The sequence below is a fragment of the Cyanobium sp. WKJ7-Wakatipu genome (genome assembly GCF_024345355.1).
Classification (GTDB): Bacteria; Cyanobacteriota; Cyanobacteriia; order PCC-6307; family Cyanobiaceae; genus Cyanobium_A; species Cyanobium_A usitatum.
This window is the reverse complement of the sequence record NZ_JAGQAY010000012.1, coordinates 54032-69717: the sequence shown is the minus strand read 5'-3', so window position 1 is coordinate 69717 and position 15686 is coordinate 54032. Positions and strand designations below refer to the sequence as shown.

Sequence of the window (15686 nt, the reverse complement as noted above, 5' to 3'; positions counted from 1 at the left end):
CCAGTACGAATCAATTTGCCGACAATATTGCATTGCTTGAGCACTTATGATCTGCTGCGACGATGCCGAAAGGCATTTTTTTATGGTGATCAGAGGCTGGCAAATCTCGTAAATTTCGAGGTACCCTTGAGTTGGGAGCACAGGCGGCAGGAGAAACACTTGCAATCTGCGTGCCATTGCCTTGATTGGTGAATGCACTTGTAAAGTTTACTGTGAATCCACCCTGGTTTGTTTGAAGAGATTTTTGAAGGAGCGCTGATCTCTGTACAAGTTGTAGCCACCCCCGGCTAATGCAATTTGGGCTGTATTGACTTTTGCTCGATCCGCCTCGCTTACTGAAACATTCACCGCAATAGTGGACAGGATTCCTAGTATCGCTACAGTAACCAGGATCTCTGCCAGCGAGAAACCAAGACTGGATGAGTTGCGCTTGTTGATCATGGACACCACGCAGCCAAGGTTGGCACAAGCGTGTAAGAACGAGAGGCAGTGGCTCCACTGTATGCAACAGTGAGGCGATGACTTGCGGCTTGAGAGGTATTAAATGCACGCGAGATCCCAGGGGGAAGGCTCGCGTTCCCGATCAGTGAAACTAACTCTGTTACCAGTGTCCCGTTGTTGCATTTGGCTGTAAATGCAGTGATAGCAGTCTCACCTGTGTCGAGAGTAGAGCTTGGGAAATAATAGTTTTGCTTTCCTGGAATATAATATGTGTTGCTCGTGGGGTCAATGGAGCATGGTGATGTTCTGCCAGAATCGGTAGTGCAAGAGCCAGAACAGCATGTCATCCTAAACGCAACGTCTTTGATTCTTGCGAGGTCTTGATCAACTGCTTCTTCAAGCTGATTAGTGCTTCTCGTTCCAATCAGGGCCGTATTCCCTCCAGTCAGAATTGTTGCAACTCCGGCACCCAAGACTCCAAGGATGACGATAGAGACGAGGACTTCGACGAGAGAAAATCCCCTTGATTCAAGAAACTGATAATCTGGCTTGGAGAACTCAGAATCTTTAAAATAGGCATGATTGGGCAGAGAAAGCATAAGCCCCTAAAAGAAACGAGTAAAGTTAATGGACCTTGCGGCCCAGTCTATTGGCTTGGAAGATGGATTTAAATTGCCTGTATCTTCAAGGACGCTACAAGGAACTGCGGATGACCCGGGCACGCATGTACCAGGATTTGAAGGTGTGGCTAATTTGAGTGTGCTATTTCCGCCAAGTGTAAGTTCATTGGTCCATAGGATTCCGCTAAAGTTTGTCGTGCCACCCATGGTTGTGTTTGCGCATGGCGCCCAGACAAACATGGCCGAGCCGGAGTTGCCTCCGAGGCTAAATGCTTGGGAGGATGTGCATGCACTATTGCTGGGCACTGGGATACCCCTGATTTGGAGCCTATTCGTGAGCGAGATGGGGGCTATTGATGCGTTATTTAGGTGAATTATGCTTCCTGCATTATTTCCATTTCCGCGTAGAGTGATGTTTTGATTGTTCTGTTGGAGATAAAGATATACAGGGCTATCTGTCGTGTCTATAGTTAGAATGCGACTGCTGCCATTGAGGTCGATTGATGTGACGATGCAGTGGTAGGCCTCGTCGGATCCTGGAGGGTGCGATCCGCGATGACAATTGTTGGTATTCGCAGCATTGCTATTAATCGTTGTTGCGGAGGTAATATTTAATCCAGCGCCGTTTAGAATGGTGCAAGGGGAGGTGGCTCCGCAAAAGCTAGCCCGTGCATCCGAAATGGAGGGAGGGTTAGGGAGTGATATCGGTTTAATCTCATAGTCAATAGGCCCTTGCGACGTACGGAGATCATTAGTGCGGGCGTCGCACGTTGTACTGGTACTTGTTGATGGGCGAACGCAGGTAATTGAATTCAGCTTTGTTCCGGTCTGGTCTGTAATCAATAATGCACCAGTTCCTCCGCCAAGTAGCCCTCTTCCGCCTCCTATGCCTGTGACGATAGGCAGATCCCCAATCGGAAGATCGCTTTGCCCTGGGCATGAACGAAAATCATTGCCAAGATCGGGAGTGTTGATAATAACTCCTCCAAAAGATCTATTGCAGCACTTTTGCCTCAACAATGAATTCTCTGGTGATCCTGCTTGTGGCAACTGGACTTTGCCAGCCCCATAAACCCTGCCTTCAACAACTAATTCTAAAAATCCGCGTGAATTTGTCTCCGAAATGGCCGGGGAGGTGCCGGTTGAAGCCACAGGATTGCCCGTAACGGTATACGGAGTTCCTCTGCCGGCAGTCGAGCCTGGCGTGAAAGTTGCGCTAATGAGTACGAATCGTCTTGAAAAGGATCCCCCTCCTGGGAGGGTCACTTCGTTCCCATTGGCGAAACTAGTAGCAGCCTCCGTGGGATATGATGCGCTGGCAATATCAAAGTCCGGTGAAGGAGCGGTGCAGCGATTTCTTGCTGTTGGCCAGCTTCCCATGGACAAGCCTGTGTATAAGCGTCTGTTTACTGGCCGATTCCATTCGCTAATAATGAATGCCGTTCCGGCCTCGGCTGTTAATCGTGCATCTTTCGCGCGGCCTTGGAAAACAGAGCCTAGGAGACCATCAAAGGAACGTTGCGCAACAATTGCTGTGCCTGCGATAACTGCCAGTGCCACAACAAGGGCGATGCAACAGTGGCTCCTTCCTCGCTATTGGCTCGATGGCTGAAACAGAGATTATAAAATAAGCTAATTGCGTATTTATGCTTACCTTTTTTGGGTGGGGGTAGTAAGAATCTTGGCATCACTTCGCTCCAACCTTGTTTCTAGCCTAATCGGCTTTGTGTCTTCCGTCTCATCGTTTGACGAATAATCGTCGAACAGCTGTGCTTCTTACAACACCTGCACCACCTCTGACACCTCTGGAATTGCCTCGCGCAGCTTGCGCTCGATGCCCATCTTCAGGGTCATGGTGCTGCTGGGGCAGCTGCCGCAGGCGCCCTGCAGGCGCACCTTCACGATCGGGCCGTCGATTTCCACTACTTCTACGTTGCCGCCGTCGGCCATTAGGTAGGGGCGCAGCTCATCGAGGGTGCGCTCCACGTTTTCCAGCGTCAGGGCGTGGGGATCTTGGCCGGGGGCTGCTGTGGTGGTTTCGCTGCTCATTTGGGCCAGCCTGTATGGCTTTTCAGCTTAGGACGGCTGGGCCCGCGCCTGGCTTAGTCCAGGTGGAAATGGGCGAATAGGTTTGCCGCCGGGTCCTTCCGTCCGTTGGTGCGCCAGCGAGTTACCAGCTCTTTTAGGCTTTTTTCATAGCGCCTGCGCTTCCGCGCGATCCAGCCCAGATACAGCACCCCTGGGATGATGCCTGGGATCAAAAGCAGCAGGCCGATCCAGATGTCGCGCCTGTGGTAGCCCTTAGCTGGAAACCTACGGCCACTGCTGATCGCCCAGGCAAGCGCCCGGATTTCCTCGGGGAGATTGCGGAAATTACGTTTATTTGATTGGTCGTTGGCATAGGGCGTGATCTCAAGCTTTGCCTTACGGGTTATATCCCGCGCAATCTGACGCCGCATACCGATCACCTCCCTTGCCTTAGCCAGGGAAACTCGCGCAATCAACTGGCCGCTGGCACTCATCAGCGTGAAGCTGGTCGAACTGATGCGTGAATGCTCCAGGGAGCCGTACATGCCATCAGCCAGCTTGCCCTCCTCCCTTGCCACATCCTGGGCTGCGGCAAACAGCAGGTTTAGGCCCTCTTCCCGATCCACTAGCCGGCTATCGTCTCGGCCTAGTGGGTTGGGAAGGTCCGGATGATTCATTGATATAGGGCAATCAAAAACTAATTTCAGCAATCTTATAACTTTTCGATTCCACTGCCAGCAGATGGGGGCGATCCCTTGAGTGGTAGGCCAGCTTGTCGTTTCGAACCAGGCTGCCGTCTCCTAGGCTGGCAGCAGCACCCATGAAGCCTCCGCCGGCGCGATGACCGACGTTCCCGTTCAGCGGATCCGTAATTTCTGCATCATTGCCCACATCGACCACGGGAAATCCACCTTGGCCGACCGGCTCCTGCAGGACACCGGTACCGTTGCGGCTCGCGACATGCAGGCGCAGTTTCTCGACAACATGGAGCTGGAGCGCGAACGCGGCATCACCATCAAGCTACAGCCAGCCCGCATGGAATACACCGCGGCCGATGGCGAGGTCTACATCCTCAACCTGATTGATACCCCTGGTCACGTCGACTTCTCCTATGAAGTAAGCCGTTCATTGCAGGCTTGTGAAGGCGCTCTGCTGGTAGTAGATGCCAGCCAGGGGGTGGAAGCTCAAACCCTGGCCAATGTCTACCTGGCCCTTGAAAACAATCTTGAGATCATTCCTGTTCTCAACAAGATCGATCTGCCTGGTGCTGATGCAGACCGCATCGCTGAAGAAATTGAGGCAATCATCGGGCTCGACTGCTCCAATGCAATCCATTGCTCGGCCAAAACAGGGCTCGGAGTGCCCGCAATCCTCCAGGCTGTGGTGGATCGGGTGCCGGCTCCCGCCGACAAAGTGGCTGAGCCGCTGCGGGCCCTGATATTCGACTCCTACTACGACGCCTACCGGGGCGTGATCGTGTATTTCCGCGTGATCTCCGGCTCGATCAGCAAGCGCGACAAGGTGCTGCTGATGGCCAGCGGCAAGGTGGTGGAACTGGATGAGGTGGGCGTGATGGCGCCCGATCAGCGCCAGGTGGATTCACTTCATGCCGGCGAGGTGGGTTACATGGCCGCTTCGATCAAGGCCGTGGCCGATGCCCGCGTTGGAGACACCATCACGCTGGCATCCAATCCTGCCGCTGAGCCGCTGCCCGGTTACACCGAGGCCAAGCCCATGGTGTTCTGCGGCCTTTTCCCCACCGACGCTGACCAATACCCTGATCTGCGCGAAGCCCTAGACAAGCTGCAGCTCTCTGACGCAGCGCTCAAATATGAGCCCGAAACCAGCAGCGCCATGGGTTTTGGTTTCCGTTGTGGCTTCCTTGGCTTGCTGCACATGGAGATCGTGCAGGAGCGGCTAGAACGGGAATACAACCTTGATTTGATCGTTACTGCGCCTTCGGTAATTTATCAGGTGAACATGCTTGATAACACCGTCATGATGGTTGATAACCCAGCCACCCTGCCAGACCCGCAAAAGCGTGAATCCATAGAAGAGCCCTATGTGAAGCTCGAAATCTATACCCCGAATATCTACAACGGCGCCTTGATGGAGCTGTGCCAAGAGCGGCGCGGTGAATTCATCGACATGAAATACATCACCACCGATCGGGTAACCCTCCACTACGAGATGCCGCTGGCGGAGGTGGTTACAGACTTCTTTGACCAGATGAAGTCGCGCACCAAGGGCTACGCCTCAATGGAATACAGCCTGATCGGCTACCGCAAAAATGAGTTGGTGCGTCTTGATGTATTGATCAATGCTGAAAAGGCCGATCCCCTCACCACCATCGTGCACCGCGATAAGGCCTACAACGTGGGCAAGGGTTTGGTGGAGAAACTCAAGGAGCTGATCCCCCGCCAGCAGTTCAAGATTCCAATCCAAGCATCAATCGGTAGCCGCATCATTGCCTCCGAAAGCATCAGCGCCATGCGTAAAGATGTGCTTGCCAAATGCTATGGCGGTGACATCTCCCGCAAGAAAAAGCTGCTCCAAAAGCAAGCCAAGGGCAAAAAGCGCATGAAGGCAATGGGCAAAGTCGACGTGCCCCAAGAAGCCTTCATGGCCGTGCTCAAGCTGAACCAGTAGGGCGCTGGTGATTGGGGTGATTTCTGGCGGGGATGGGTCTTAAAAACTTTGTCTCCTGAAATCTGTACAGGCTGTACGGAATTCAGGAGAGCGCAGCGAACCATGCGGCCAGGTCGTCATGTCCCTGAAAATCGAGCAGGGCTTCCGCAAGGGCTTCGATCTGGGCGGTGATGCCGCCCATGGCGCATACCTCCGGGATAGATCGGATTGGAAAGCGTCTCACCAAGATAGGGGCGATCACATCATCGAGTGTCGAGTCGATATTCGCGCTCTTTCAGTGCTGGTGCTGAAAAGGTGTAACCGGCGGCGTCAGCAGGAAGCCCCTCAACCAGCGACAGGATCCGGTCGGGATTGTTTTCAAACTGCTCAAGGAGTTTGTACAGCTGTACAAACTCCTTGAGAGTGCGGACAGAAAGGCCGATGGCCACGATCTCCATGTGGATCCGGTTTTGAGGAAGTCTTCGACAGTGCTTGTGCGTCAACAGCCCTAGGTGCCAGCACCAATGGCTGCGCTGTGGCTAAAGGCGATCGCTTTGAACTTATCGATTTCAATAAACAGCACCGCAAAGCGGCTCAATGAAATGGCGCCGCCGCTCCAGCATCACTTTGGCGCGCATCAGCAACTACCAGCACAACTGCTAGAACAACTGCCAGAACAACTGCCGTGAGCAGCAGCAGAGCCAATAGCAATTTCAAGGATTTTGCTGCCCGTGGGAACACTGATCGGGTCGTTGTGCGCCAGGTGCCCCATGGCCCGGTTTCCCCGTTCCTTAGCTAGCCCTCCTCCCATGGCGGCTGGTTTTCTGCTGCCCCTCTCTGCCACAGCCTCGCTGCTGCTTGTGCTCAGTAGCGTTTCGCTGCAGGCGGCGGCGCTGCAGGCCCGCAGCCAGGTGCAGGCCGGCCAGCGGTTGCGGCAGGCGGAAGATCGGTTGATGTCGGCGGCCCAGCACCTGCTGGCGGCGCCAGCTACCCCCGTCGTGGGCCAAACCGGCCAGGTGGGCCCGGTGGCCTACAGCTTGGTGGCTTTTGACGGCCCCCATTGGGATGGCGCCCTTGCGGCCGGTGGCCTGCAGCGGGGCCGAGCTGCCGCCACCTTGGAGCTCGAGCCCACGGCGGAGCAGCCCCGTGCCCTGCGGGCGGCCTATGGCCTGGAGCTGTCCCGCACCCTTACCCCTGAAGGCCCCGGCAGCCAGCAGCTGCTGGCAGTGCGGGAGCTCGGTTTGCGTGGCCGCACCAGCAATGGGGTGGCGCCATGAACTTGGTGGAAGCGATGGTGGCTTCGGCGATGTTTGTGACCTCGTCGAGTTGCTCCTTGCAGTTGTGGTCGAGTAGCGCCAGCTGGGCGCGCCAGGCGGAAGCGCAGCAGCAGCAGGCGGCCAAGCTGGAGGCAGCGCTCCTGGCTAGCCAGGCCCAGCTCACGGCCCTGGCCGGCACAGCGATTGCCGCTGATTGCACGGCTGCTAGCAGCTGGCTTGCGGCCCATTTGCAAAGCATGCCCAGTGGCGAGGGCCTCGTGCGCCAGGTGAGCGCCGAGCCCGGAGCCCTGGTGCGGGTGGCGGTTAGCGACGCCAATGGCCTGGAGCGCCAGCGCTGGCTCAGCCCGGCGGCCTATGGGCTGTGCGGTGCCCAACCCCCGGAGCAGGGCGATGCAACGACCTGACTCAGGCTTCAGTCTGCCCGAGCTGCTGGTGACGGTGAGCGTGCTGGGCTTGCTGGCCAGCCTGGCCATAGACGGCGGCCAGCGCAGCCTGGCGCGGATGCGGGTGGAAACCACCAGCCGGCGGCTGGGTTGGGGCTTAGAGCAGGCGCGCCGCCAAGCCCAGAGCCTGGGCCAGCCCTGTGCGCTCGAGCTGGGCCCCAGTGGCTGGCGCCAGCCCAGTGGTGGCAGCCTGCCCGGCTGCGGCGTGGCTGATGTTGAGTTAGAGCCCAATGTTGCTATCGGCTCCAACTTGCCTGGGGCCTTGCGTTTCAGCAGCAACGGTTTGGTGCTGGATGGCGGCACGGTGGTGATCAGCGCAGCGGGCACGGAGCTGCGCCGTTGTTTGGTGATGTCGCTGCCGCTAGGGGTGGTGCGGCTGGGCCGCTACGAGGGGGGGCAGGGCGATTCGCCCAGCAGCAGCGCCTGCCGGGCCGAGGAGGCGTTGTGAAAGGGGAGCAAGGGTTTTCGCTGGTGGAGTTGCTACTGGCCCTGGCGATTGGTTGCGGCCTCAGTGGCGTGATCCTGCAGGTGCTGGTGGCGGAGGGGGCCACGAGCCAGCGCTTTGGCCGGCTGCTGCGGGAGCGGGCCGTGGCCCAGCGCACTTTGGAGCTGGTGCGCGGTGATTTGCTCCAGGCGCGGGGCATGGCTGATCCCGCCGGGCTGGCGCCGGCCTGCAACCTGGCGGGCCGCAGCGTGGTGCTGCATCTGGATACTGCCTCTGGCCCGATCACCTATTCATTGGGTAAGCCGGCTGAACCGATCTGGCGGGGCAAGGTGCTGATGCGCTGCGGCCCGGCCTATGGCCTGCATGGCGAGCTGGGCAGCGGCGCAGCCCAAAACCGGGTGGTGCTCGATGCGCTGGCGGCAAGCGATGGCTTCCGGGCCCAGCCGTCTGGTGCGGGGGTGCTGCAGCTGGAATTGGCGCAGGCCTGGGCCGATGGGGGGCGGCTTAGCTCCCGCTTGCCGGTGGCCATTGGGGCAAATTAAGGAAGCCGCCTGAAGCCTGGTTTACCGGTGATGTCTGCCACCATTTACCTGCACTGGACGGCCACCCCCTACAACTGGGTGCGCAGCGGCCTCTACCACTCGATTATCGGCGGCGATGGCCAGGTGCATCGCCTGCACAGCTATGGCGCCGACCTGCCCGCCCACACCTGGCGGCGTAACACCAATGCAGTGGCTCTCAGCTGTGCCTGCATGGGCGGCCGGCCTGATCCTTGGAGCATCCCGCCCGCCAAGCCCCAGCTCGAAGCCCTCTGCCAGGAGGCAGCTGCCGTAGCCCGCAGCTGGGGCTGGAGTGCCGATCAGATCAGCGTTCAGCGCGTGATGACCCACGCCGAGGCGGCCGCCAACCGCGACGGCCGCGTGATGCACGACAACTACGGGCCGGTGATCTGGGGCGGCACCGGTGAACGCTGGGATCTGCTGCAGTTGGAGAAGGGCGGTCCGCCTACCGGTGGTGAGCAGCTGCGCGAGCGGGTGCGTCAGCTCCTGAGTGTTGAGGCCGCTTCGGGGCCAGCGCCCCTGCAGTTCCGACGTGCCGACAGCATGGAGGCTCGCGGCTTGCCGCTGGCCACCGAGATCGATCCCAATGGCAGCAGCTGGGCTCTGGCCACCGCCCTGCTGGAGCGCTACGAATTGCCCTTCCAGTGGGATGCCAGCAATCGCCGCATCCTGGTGGGTGCCCTTGATGTGGTGCCGCGCTTTCAAGACGATGCGGTGCAGGCCTCGGTGGGCTGGCCCCTGTTTGAGATGACCCTCGAGCGCAGCACCGCTCCGGTGATCCTTCGGGGCATCGTGCGCCAGGACCGCGCCTGGTGCCGGGTGCTGGAATTTGCCGAGGAGCTTGGCATAAGCGCGGCCTACGACCCCTTCCGCCTGCTGGAGCGGCGGGGTGGTTGAAAACCGGCCAGGGGGTGGGAGGGGTGCTGCAAGCCCTCCCTAATTATGTACAGGCTGTACACAAACAGACCGTACAAAACCAGACCGTTCAAAACCAGACATACCACGCTGGCGACAACCCAGCCCAGGCCACCACTGGCGATGCCCAAGGGCCAAATGAATAATGTTGCCGCTGGGGCTTGCTGGGTCCTGAAGCTGGCTGCGCAAGCCCCCCCCCCCTTGCTCGTAGAAGTAAGCGGTTTTGAGGCACCGTATCTAATAAAAAATCTCTTCCATGGTGCTTACCCGCGGAAGAGATTAAAAATAAGCAGTTTTTAGATCTTAATCAGCGGGGGTGCATCAATTTGAATTATTAGTTTGATGGATAGGAAAAGCAAAGCCCTGGTCGAATCGAGGTGGCTCTATGGTACTGCTGGAGTGGTTAAGGATACCTGGCCAGTAGTTGCAATCGTAGCTATGGCATTCGTGGTCAAATTTGTATCAGCGGTAGTAAATGTTGCCGCAGTCCCGGATGCTGCGCAGGTCCCAGTTACGCCAGGTGGTGATACGTAAGACGCATGCTCAGCATTGACTTGAAGTGCTGCGCAAGCGCGAGCTGCGCCCATGCTGGATGACTCTGAAGCTCTGGCTCGCGCTTTGTCCTGTTGGTTCAGAAATGCAGGAATGGCGATGGCCGACAGGATGCCAATGATGATCACAACGATCAGCAGTTCCACCAGCGTGAAGCCGGCCTGAAGTTTGCTGCGTTTCTTAGAAGTTTGGAGACGCTGGAACACTGCCCGTTGGGCCAGAAGCTTGGATTGGAGGCTGGAGGTCATGTAAAAACGGCTCGTCGACTGAAACACCTAGTAAGTATTGCGCTGTTTTGCCGCCTTGCCAACATAGGCAAGCTGAGCAGAATCAAAGGATTGTCTGTTTATTTCGCCATGGCCCGCTGGCCAGTGCGGATTTCGCCCCTGCGGCTCTGGCTGCAGAGCACCTCGCTGCTCGCGGTGCTAGCCGGCTACAGCCTGCTGCTGCTGTTCAACCAGCAGATGGCCGGCCTGCACCGCAACGCCGCCCACCGCCAGCTGGCTGAGCAGTTCGCCGCGGAGCTCAGCAGCCGGGCCAGCGAACCCCGCCAGCTAGAGCCCCTGCTGGAGGCCGCCCTGCTGCCGGGCTGGCGCCTGCAGCTGCTGCAGCCCTTGGGCAGCCGCCCTTCAGCGCCCAAGGCGATGCCTGCTCTGCAGAGCCGTGGCGGCCAGGAGTGGCTGGTGAGCCAGGTGCCCCTGGCCCTGGTGGATGGCAGCGCTGCCACCCTGTTGGTAGAGCAAAACGTGACCGCCTCAGTGCAGCAGGAGCGCCTGGCCTTCTGGCTGCTGGCGGCGGCGGCCGGGGTTTCCAGCCTGTTCACCAGTGGCCTGCTGCGGCTGGTGTTGCAGCGCGGCCTGGTGCAGCCTCTGCAGGAATTCACCACCCAGCTCTCCGCCACCCAGGCGTCGTCGCTAGCCTGGGACAAGATTCCCGTGGCCGAGCAGCCCGAGGAGCTGCAGCCCATCGCCCTTGCCTTCAACAATCTGCAGCAGCGCCTATCGGTTTCCTGGGAGCGGCAGCGCTCCTTTGTAGATGGCGTGGCCCATGAGCTCCGCACGCCGATCACCCTGATCTCCGGCCACGCCCAGCGCCTGCTGCGCCAGCCGGGCCTGGCAGCCACCGCCCCCTCCCTGCGGCTGATTGAGCAGGAGGCCCAGCGCATGGCCAGCCTGGTGAGCGACCTGCTCGATCTGGCCCGCCAGGATTCCGGCCGCCTGCAGCTGCGGCGGCTGCCGATCGTGGTTGATGAGGCCATGGTGCAGGCCTATGAGCGCCTGGCCCCCAGCAGCGGCTGGCGCTTGCACCTAGACACGCCAGCTGCGGAGTTGCCAGTGGCGATTGGGGATCCGGAGCGGTTGCAGCAGTGCCTGGCAGCCTTGATCGAAAATGCCCTCCACTACAGCCCCACGCCGCGGCCGGTCAGCCTTGCCGCCGATCAGCAGGGCGATTCCCTGGTGCTGCATGTGTGTGACCAAGGCCCCGGTGTGGAAGCTGGCGAGCGCGAGGCGATCTTTGAACGTTTCGCCCGCGGCAGCGCCTCCATTAATTCCAGCAACCGCGGCAGTGGCATTGGCCTGGCCGTGGTGCGGCTTTTGATGGAGGCGATGGGTGGCTCGGTGCAGGTGGCTGATGCCCCCGGCGGCGGCGCTGATTTTCAGCTGCATCTACCCCTGGCTAGACCTTTGGCGGTGGTCAGCGCGTAGCAGATTGCTACGATCAAAAGTGTTCTTTGGGTGAGCTGGGCTATGGCGAAATCCCCTTCCCCGGTGCGCCTGCAGGAGGAGCTGATGCAAAGCGCCACCCAGGCAGGTGCCCGGCACCATCGCAGCGCCGCCGAACAGATCGAATACTGGGCAGCGCTCGGCCGGCAGGTTTCTCGCTTTGTTGACCCCGACAGCCTGCTGGATGTGCAAGCTGGGCTGGCGCGGCTGCATGTGGAGCCGGTTGTGGCTCAGCCCGTGGCGCCAGAAGCGGTATTCGCTGCCATTGAAAGGGCAAGGCAGAGCGGGGAGCTGCCCGACTTGGTGAGTCATGCCGCCGTCCGCTACCAGGCTTCTGCCAGCCAGCCCGGAGCGCTGGAGCGCATTGCAGCAGATGGCAGCCGCAGCACCGGCAGCTTTTGCAATGGCATCTTTATTCCCTGTGAGCCGGAGCCGGGTTGAGCGAGCGCGTCGTTTCTGGCAAACAGCTCTGGTTGCTGGTGGGCGGCAATGGCGCCGGCAAGAGCACCTTTCATCGGCTCTTCCTGGAGCCCCTGGGTCTTCCCTTTGTGAATGCCGACAACCTCGCCAAACTCATAGCGCCAGATACCCCGGAAGCCCATGGGCTTGAGGCGGCCCTACTGGCTGAGCAGCAGCGCGAATTATTGCTGCTGAGAGGTTTCAGCTTTTGCTTTGAAACGGTCTATTCCCATCCTTCAAAGGTCGACTTCGTTGCCCGCGCCAAGGCACTGGGTTACGAGGTGATCTTGGTGCTGATTCATCTCAGCAACGCCTCCCTAAATCAGGCACGGATCGTCCAGAGAATCTCAGAGGGTGGTCATCACGTTCCGGCTGAAAAGGTGATTGGCCGTATCCCCCGACTACTCAGCAACGTCAAAGCCTCACTGCCCCTTTGCGATCAAGTGCGTCTTGTTGATAATTCCTCTGCCGATTATCCGTTTTTGCCTGTAGCTACGATCATTGCTGGCCTTGAGCAACGCCACCAAGATCCCCTCCCGGCTTGGGCACAGGATCTGATTGGCTGAGCGCGCTGCTCAAGCCTTTGGCGGAGCCTCCTTCAGCATGAAGCCCACGCCGCGGACGGTCTGAATCAGGGTTGGCCGCCCTTCTCGCTCCAGCTTGCGGCGCAGCGCCCGGATATACACATCGAGCACGTTGTCGTCGCCTACCCACTGGTCGCCCCACACCGCGTTGAGGATCTCTTGGCGGCTATGCACCTGATTGGGCTGGCGCAGTAATAGGTGCAACAGCTCAAATTCCCGGCCGGTGAGGCTGATGCTTTCGGCGCCCCGACTCACCTCCCGGCTGGCCGGGGTGAGCTGCAGATCCGCCAACTGCAGTGTCTCAGGCTCGCTGCTGGGTTGGCTGGCGCTGCGCAGCCGTGCCCGCACCCGGGCCAGCAGCTCCTCGATTGAAAAGGGTTTGGTGAGGTAGTCGTCGGCGCCGGCATCAAGCGCCTCCACCCGTTCGCGCACGTCATCGCGGGCAGTGAGCATAAGCACCGGGGTCTGGTCGTCGCTGCCCCGCAAGCGCCTGCAGATCTCCACACCGCTGAAATCCGGCAGGGTCCAGTCGAGCAGCAGCAGGTCCCAGGATTCGGCGCGAATCAGCCTCAGGGCCTGCTGGCCGCTGGCCGCCTCCGTGCAGGTGTAGCCCTCGATCTCCAGCTCGGTGCGCAGGAAGTGGCGCAGCTCCGGGTCGTCGTCGACGATCAGTAGGCGGGCACTGGGCATTGGCAGAGGTTAGGGGGCGCCCAGCTGCTGGTCAGTTCGATCAGGGGCAAGGCCTGCCAATCCTGGCGTTGAGTCCTGCCAATGCTGCGATTGGATCGAACGATTGGCAGGATTGGTGGCTATGAGCCTGTGGTGTCCGTGGCAATCAGCTCGAGGCTGGCCTGCCCGCCTGCCACGGCAACGGTGGTGAGGCGTTGGTCGAGGCTGGCCAGCACCCCTCCCTGTTGCACCGCCAGAGCTAGGAGATAGGTGTCGGTGATCTGGCCCGAGTCCACCAGGGTCCGGGGGTTGACATGGCTAAGGCCCAGCAGGCTCGGGGCGTCTGCCCAGAACCGGTGCTGCGGATGGCCAACCAGCTCCTCCAGGATCCGGCTCACCACCGCCGGCGATCCCGGGGAATTCGGGTAGCGGGGATGCCCCACGATGCGCAGGACTGCGTTCTGGGTGATCACACAACTGGCCCAGGGAGCTTCGCCCCGGCTGGAAAACCAGCGGTGGCAGCTCTCGTGGTGCACATGCCTTGGGTCGATCAAGGCAATCAGCACGTTGGCATCGAGCAGGGCAACAGGGATCACTCCCCGTCCTCCCGCAGGCTGTTGACGAGCTCAAGATCCACGGGGCCTCCGCTGGGTTGCAGGGGCAGCAACGGAAACCCATTGCGCCGCTTCGGCGGCGGGCTGCCGAGATCTGCTGGCCCTGGGGTGGTTAGGGCCAGGCGTAGCAATTCGCTGATCACGTTGCCGATGGGTTGGCGCCGTTCGCGAGCCAGCACCCGCGCTGCCGAGAGCACGTCGTCATCCAGCCGCAGGGTGGTGCGCATCTGGTGTGAGGCATCAATCATCAACCTTAGCCGCGAGCGCCAGCGTCGTTCTCAGTCCACCAGTTGGTGCAGCTGGGCGGCGACCCCATCGCGATCGGGCGGGGCCAGGTGTCCCAGGGTCTTCAGGATCAGGCGTTCATCCAGCGTGAATACCTTGAAGCGCACTAGGCAGGGCTGGGGCAGGCCGGCGGCCTGGTGGTTCTGGATCGTCCAATCCAGGGGCCACGCGGATTGCTTGGCCGACGTCACCATCGCCAGCAGCACGTGGCCTGAGGCGCGCTGGAAGTCGGGTGAAGACAGCACCACCGCCGGGCGCCGCTTCTGGGTGGCGCGATCCGTGAAGGGGAACGGCACCAGAACCAGTGAATGACGTTCAAACGGCTTCATAGCCCTGCGAAGGCTTCCTCATCCGCTGGGCTGCTCCACTCCTGCAGGCTGGCATCGAGGCTTCGTAGGTAGGCCAGGTCGAGCGGAGCAATTGCCCGCACGCGGACCGAGCCATCCTCCAACTCCCAGCTGAGTTGATCCCCTTGCCGGAGCCCCAAGGCTTCACGCACCGCCTTGGGTACGGTCACTTGCCCCTTGGCCGTAAGGGTTGCGACCTCCATCACCCTCTCACCAATGGCCTTGGTATCCCACCCTATGGCGGAGGTCTCCTTTCGGTAAGGAAGCCTTTCGGCTCGCATGGTCAACTGGGCATGGTTGCTGGCATGCCAGTAAGCTGGCTGCGATGGTTGCTGAGGTGGTCCAACGTGAAAACCACCATCGATCTGCCAGACACGCTGCTGCGTCAGGCCAGGCAGCGCGCCCTGCATGAAGGTCGCCCCTTTAAAGACCTGGTCGCCGAGTTCATTCGCCAGGGATTGAGCCAGGTGGGTGCCAAGTCAGCAACCCGGCCAGGCAGTCCCCTTGAGTTGGCGGCCGATGGCCTGCCGGTGTTCCGCCGCGATTCCGCTGTGGCGCCGCAAATTCCCTCGCTGCAGGAGCTTTTGGAGCTTGAGTACACCATCCTGGCGGCGGAGGACCAGCAGCGTGCCGGCTTCCCTGGTTGACACCAACGTGTGGTTGGCCGCCACCTTTGAAGGCCATCCACGTCATCAGCGCGCCCGCCAGGAGCTCTTGGCTGCCACACCCGCAGACCCATGGCTGTGGTGTCGGGCCACGCAGCAGAGCTTTCTGCGCCTAGCCAGCACGGCTGCCGTGTTCCGCTCGTGCGGTGTGGAACGAGCCACTAATGCCGATGCAATGGCAGCACTTGAGCAGTGGTTGGTGCTTCGGCAGGTGGCGTTTGTGGAGGAGCCGCCCGGGGTAATGGCCCACTGGGCCAGGTTGGCCGCTGTCGATCAGGTGGCCCCCAAGCTCTGGATGGATGCCTATCTGGCTGCCGTGGCAATTGCTGGCGGCTGGCGCTTGATCAGCTTCGATCGCGATTTCCGCAGCTTTCAGCCCCAGGGATTGGATCTGTGGCTGTTGCCGCCCGCCGCCTAGCTGCGTAAGGTC

At 60.1% G+C, this 15686-nt stretch carries 25 protein-coding genes; 12 read left to right on the top strand and 13 right to left on the bottom strand.

All coding sequences use genetic code 11. The annotated features are described in order from the left end of the window. Positions 1-207: 207 nt before the first annotated feature. From KBY83_RS08945 to KBY83_RS08930, 5 genes are all read right to left on the bottom strand, one after another. Positions 208-441 carry a type IV pilin protein gene (locus tag KBY83_RS08945; protein WP_255019210.1) on the bottom strand — a complete coding sequence of 78 codons (234 nt, stop codon included), beginning with the start codon at positions 439-441 and terminating at the stop codon, positions 208-210. Beyond that, the gene (locus KBY83_RS15515) at positions 438-1040 is read right to left on the bottom strand and encodes a type II secretion system protein (RefSeq protein WP_396093736.1); all 603 of its coding nucleotides are present in this window, start codon (positions 1038-1040) and stop codon (positions 438-440) included. The genes KBY83_RS08945 and KBY83_RS15515 overlap by 4 nt, the downstream gene beginning before the upstream one ends. 1797 nt (positions 1041-2837) lie before the next feature. After that, positions 2838-3110, bottom strand: a complete 273-nt coding sequence (locus KBY83_RS08940; RefSeq protein ID WP_106502191.1) for a NifU family protein — start codon at positions 3108-3110, stop codon at positions 2838-2840. Between the two features lie 53 nt (positions 3111-3163). Then, positions 3164-3634 (bottom strand): hypothetical protein, encoded by a 471-nt coding sequence (locus KBY83_RS08935; protein ID WP_255019209.1) that lies wholly within the window; start codon positions 3632-3634, stop codon positions 3164-3166. A gap of 145 nt (positions 3635-3779) precedes the next feature. Next, on the bottom strand, positions 3780-3911 hold the full coding sequence (locus KBY83_RS08930; protein WP_255019208.1) for a hypothetical protein: 132 nt from the start codon (positions 3909-3911) through the stop codon (positions 3780-3782). An 18-nt stretch (positions 3912-3929) separates the two neighbouring features. Here KBY83_RS08930 and lepA point away from each other — a divergent pair, with 18 nt between their 5' ends. Continuing rightward, entirely contained in the window at positions 3930-5738 is a 1809-nt protein-coding gene (lepA, locus tag KBY83_RS08925; RefSeq protein ID WP_106502140.1) for a translation elongation factor 4, read from the top strand. A gap of 82 nt (positions 5739-5820) precedes the next feature. Here the strand turns inward: lepA and KBY83_RS08920 are convergent, their stop codons facing one another. Both KBY83_RS08920 and KBY83_RS08915 read right to left on the bottom strand, forming a co-directional pair. Further along, positions 5821-5961, bottom strand: a complete 141-nt coding sequence (locus KBY83_RS08920) for a DUF4351 domain-containing protein (RefSeq protein ID WP_153062446.1) — start codon at positions 5959-5961, stop codon at positions 5821-5823. A 19-nt stretch (positions 5962-5980) separates the two neighbouring features. Beyond that, positions 5981-6175, bottom strand: a complete 195-nt coding sequence (locus tag KBY83_RS08915; RefSeq protein ID WP_255019207.1) for an Rpn family recombination-promoting nuclease/putative transposase — start codon at positions 6173-6175, stop codon at positions 5981-5983. 66 nt (positions 6176-6241) lie between these two features. Here KBY83_RS08915 and KBY83_RS08910 point away from each other — a divergent pair, with 66 nt between their 5' ends. The 6 genes from KBY83_RS08910 (at position 6242) to KBY83_RS08885 (ending at position 9339) form a co-directional block, all read left to right on the top strand. Beyond that, complete coding sequence (locus tag KBY83_RS08910; protein WP_161956116.1) at positions 6242-6406, top strand: hypothetical protein; 165 nt, start codon at positions 6242-6244, stop codon at positions 6404-6406. 81 nt (positions 6407-6487) lie between these two features. Continuing rightward, positions 6488-6994 (top strand): hypothetical protein, encoded by a 507-nt coding sequence (locus KBY83_RS08905; RefSeq protein WP_255019206.1) that lies wholly within the window; start codon positions 6488-6490, stop codon positions 6992-6994. Next, positions 6991-7398: a hypothetical protein gene (locus KBY83_RS08900; RefSeq protein WP_106502143.1), complete on the top strand. Its 408-nt coding sequence runs from the start codon at positions 6991-6993 to the stop codon at positions 7396-7398. The genes KBY83_RS08905 and KBY83_RS08900 overlap by 4 nt, the downstream gene beginning before the upstream one ends. Next, the gene (locus tag KBY83_RS08895) at positions 7385-7885 is read left to right on the top strand and encodes a GspH/FimT family pseudopilin (RefSeq protein ID WP_106502144.1); all 501 of its coding nucleotides are present in this window, start codon (positions 7385-7387) and stop codon (positions 7883-7885) included. The genes KBY83_RS08900 and KBY83_RS08895 overlap by 14 nt, the downstream gene beginning before the upstream one ends. Next, positions 7882-8424 carry a prepilin-type N-terminal cleavage/methylation domain-containing protein gene (locus KBY83_RS08890; RefSeq protein WP_255019205.1) on the top strand — a complete coding sequence of 181 codons (543 nt, stop codon included), beginning with the start codon at positions 7882-7884 and terminating at the stop codon, positions 8422-8424. The genes KBY83_RS08895 and KBY83_RS08890 overlap by 4 nt, the downstream gene beginning before the upstream one ends. 30 nt (positions 8425-8454) lie before the next feature. Next, positions 8455-9339 (top strand): N-acetylmuramoyl-L-alanine amidase, encoded by an 885-nt coding sequence (locus KBY83_RS08885; RefSeq protein WP_255019204.1) that lies wholly within the window; start codon positions 8455-8457, stop codon positions 9337-9339. A gap of 401 nt (positions 9340-9740) precedes the next feature. Here KBY83_RS08885 and KBY83_RS15420 read toward each other — a convergent pair whose 3' ends face one another. Continuing rightward, a complete protein-coding gene (locus KBY83_RS15420) occupies positions 9741-10157 on the bottom strand; it encodes a prepilin-type N-terminal cleavage/methylation domain-containing protein (protein ID WP_315858963.1) in 417 nt (138 codons plus the stop codon). 108 nt (positions 10158-10265) lie between these two features. Between KBY83_RS15420 and KBY83_RS08875 the strand changes: the two genes are divergently transcribed. Genes KBY83_RS08875 through KBY83_RS08865 form a run of 3 tightly spaced genes read left to right on the top strand, consistent with a single transcriptional unit; the run spans position 10266 to position 12658 of the window. Continuing rightward, positions 10266-11615, top strand: a complete 1350-nt coding sequence (locus KBY83_RS08875) for a sensor histidine kinase KdpD (RefSeq protein WP_255019203.1) — start codon at positions 10266-10268, stop codon at positions 11613-11615. A 42-nt stretch (positions 11616-11657) separates the two neighbouring features. Continuing rightward, the gene (locus KBY83_RS08870; RefSeq protein WP_106502192.1) at positions 11658-12074 is read left to right on the top strand and encodes a TA system antitoxin ParD family protein; all 417 of its coding nucleotides are present in this window, start codon (positions 11658-11660) and stop codon (positions 12072-12074) included. Continuing rightward, positions 12071-12658, top strand: a complete 588-nt coding sequence (locus KBY83_RS08865) for a zeta toxin family protein (protein WP_255019202.1) — start codon at positions 12071-12073, stop codon at positions 12656-12658. The genes KBY83_RS08870 and KBY83_RS08865 overlap by 4 nt, the downstream gene beginning before the upstream one ends. Before the next feature lie 9 nt (positions 12659-12667). Here KBY83_RS08865 and KBY83_RS08860 read toward each other — a convergent pair whose 3' ends face one another. The 5 genes from KBY83_RS08860 to KBY83_RS08840 all read right to left on the bottom strand — a co-directional run bounded on the left by KBY83_RS08860 (position 12668) and on the right by KBY83_RS08840 (position 14794). Then, positions 12668-13366, bottom strand: coding sequence for a response regulator transcription factor (locus KBY83_RS08860; protein ID WP_255019201.1), 699 nt, complete (start codon positions 13364-13366; stop codon positions 12668-12670). Between the two features lie 119 nt (positions 13367-13485). Beyond that, positions 13486-13941, bottom strand: a complete 456-nt coding sequence (locus tag KBY83_RS08855) for a TA system VapC family ribonuclease toxin (protein ID WP_255019200.1) — start codon at positions 13939-13941, stop codon at positions 13486-13488. After that, complete coding sequence (locus tag KBY83_RS08850; RefSeq protein ID WP_255019199.1) at positions 13938-14207, bottom strand: CopG family transcriptional regulator; 270 nt, start codon at positions 14205-14207, stop codon at positions 13938-13940. The genes KBY83_RS08855 and KBY83_RS08850 overlap by 4 nt, the downstream gene beginning before the upstream one ends. 30 nt (positions 14208-14237) lie before the next feature. Beyond that, positions 14238-14573 carry a type II toxin-antitoxin system PemK/MazF family toxin gene (locus KBY83_RS08845; protein ID WP_255019198.1) on the bottom strand — a complete coding sequence of 112 codons (336 nt, stop codon included), beginning with the start codon at positions 14571-14573 and terminating at the stop codon, positions 14238-14240. Further along, positions 14570-14794, bottom strand: a complete 225-nt coding sequence (locus tag KBY83_RS08840; RefSeq protein WP_254935848.1) for an AbrB/MazE/SpoVT family DNA-binding domain-containing protein — start codon at positions 14792-14794, stop codon at positions 14570-14572. Before KBY83_RS08840 ends, KBY83_RS08845 begins: the two co-directional genes overlap by 4 nt. A gap of 144 nt (positions 14795-14938) precedes the next feature. On the opposite strand from KBY83_RS08840, the gene KBY83_RS08835 reads away from it, so the two are divergent. Together KBY83_RS08835 and KBY83_RS08830 are read left to right on the top strand one after the other, a co-directional pair. After that, complete coding sequence (locus tag KBY83_RS08835; RefSeq protein WP_255019197.1) at positions 14939-15238, top strand: hypothetical protein; 300 nt, start codon at positions 14939-14941, stop codon at positions 15236-15238. Then, positions 15219-15674: a TA system VapC family ribonuclease toxin gene (locus KBY83_RS08830; RefSeq protein ID WP_255019196.1), complete on the top strand. Its 456-nt coding sequence runs from the start codon at positions 15219-15221 to the stop codon at positions 15672-15674. The genes KBY83_RS08835 and KBY83_RS08830 overlap by 20 nt, the downstream gene beginning before the upstream one ends. Positions 15675-15686: the final 12 nt, after the last annotated feature.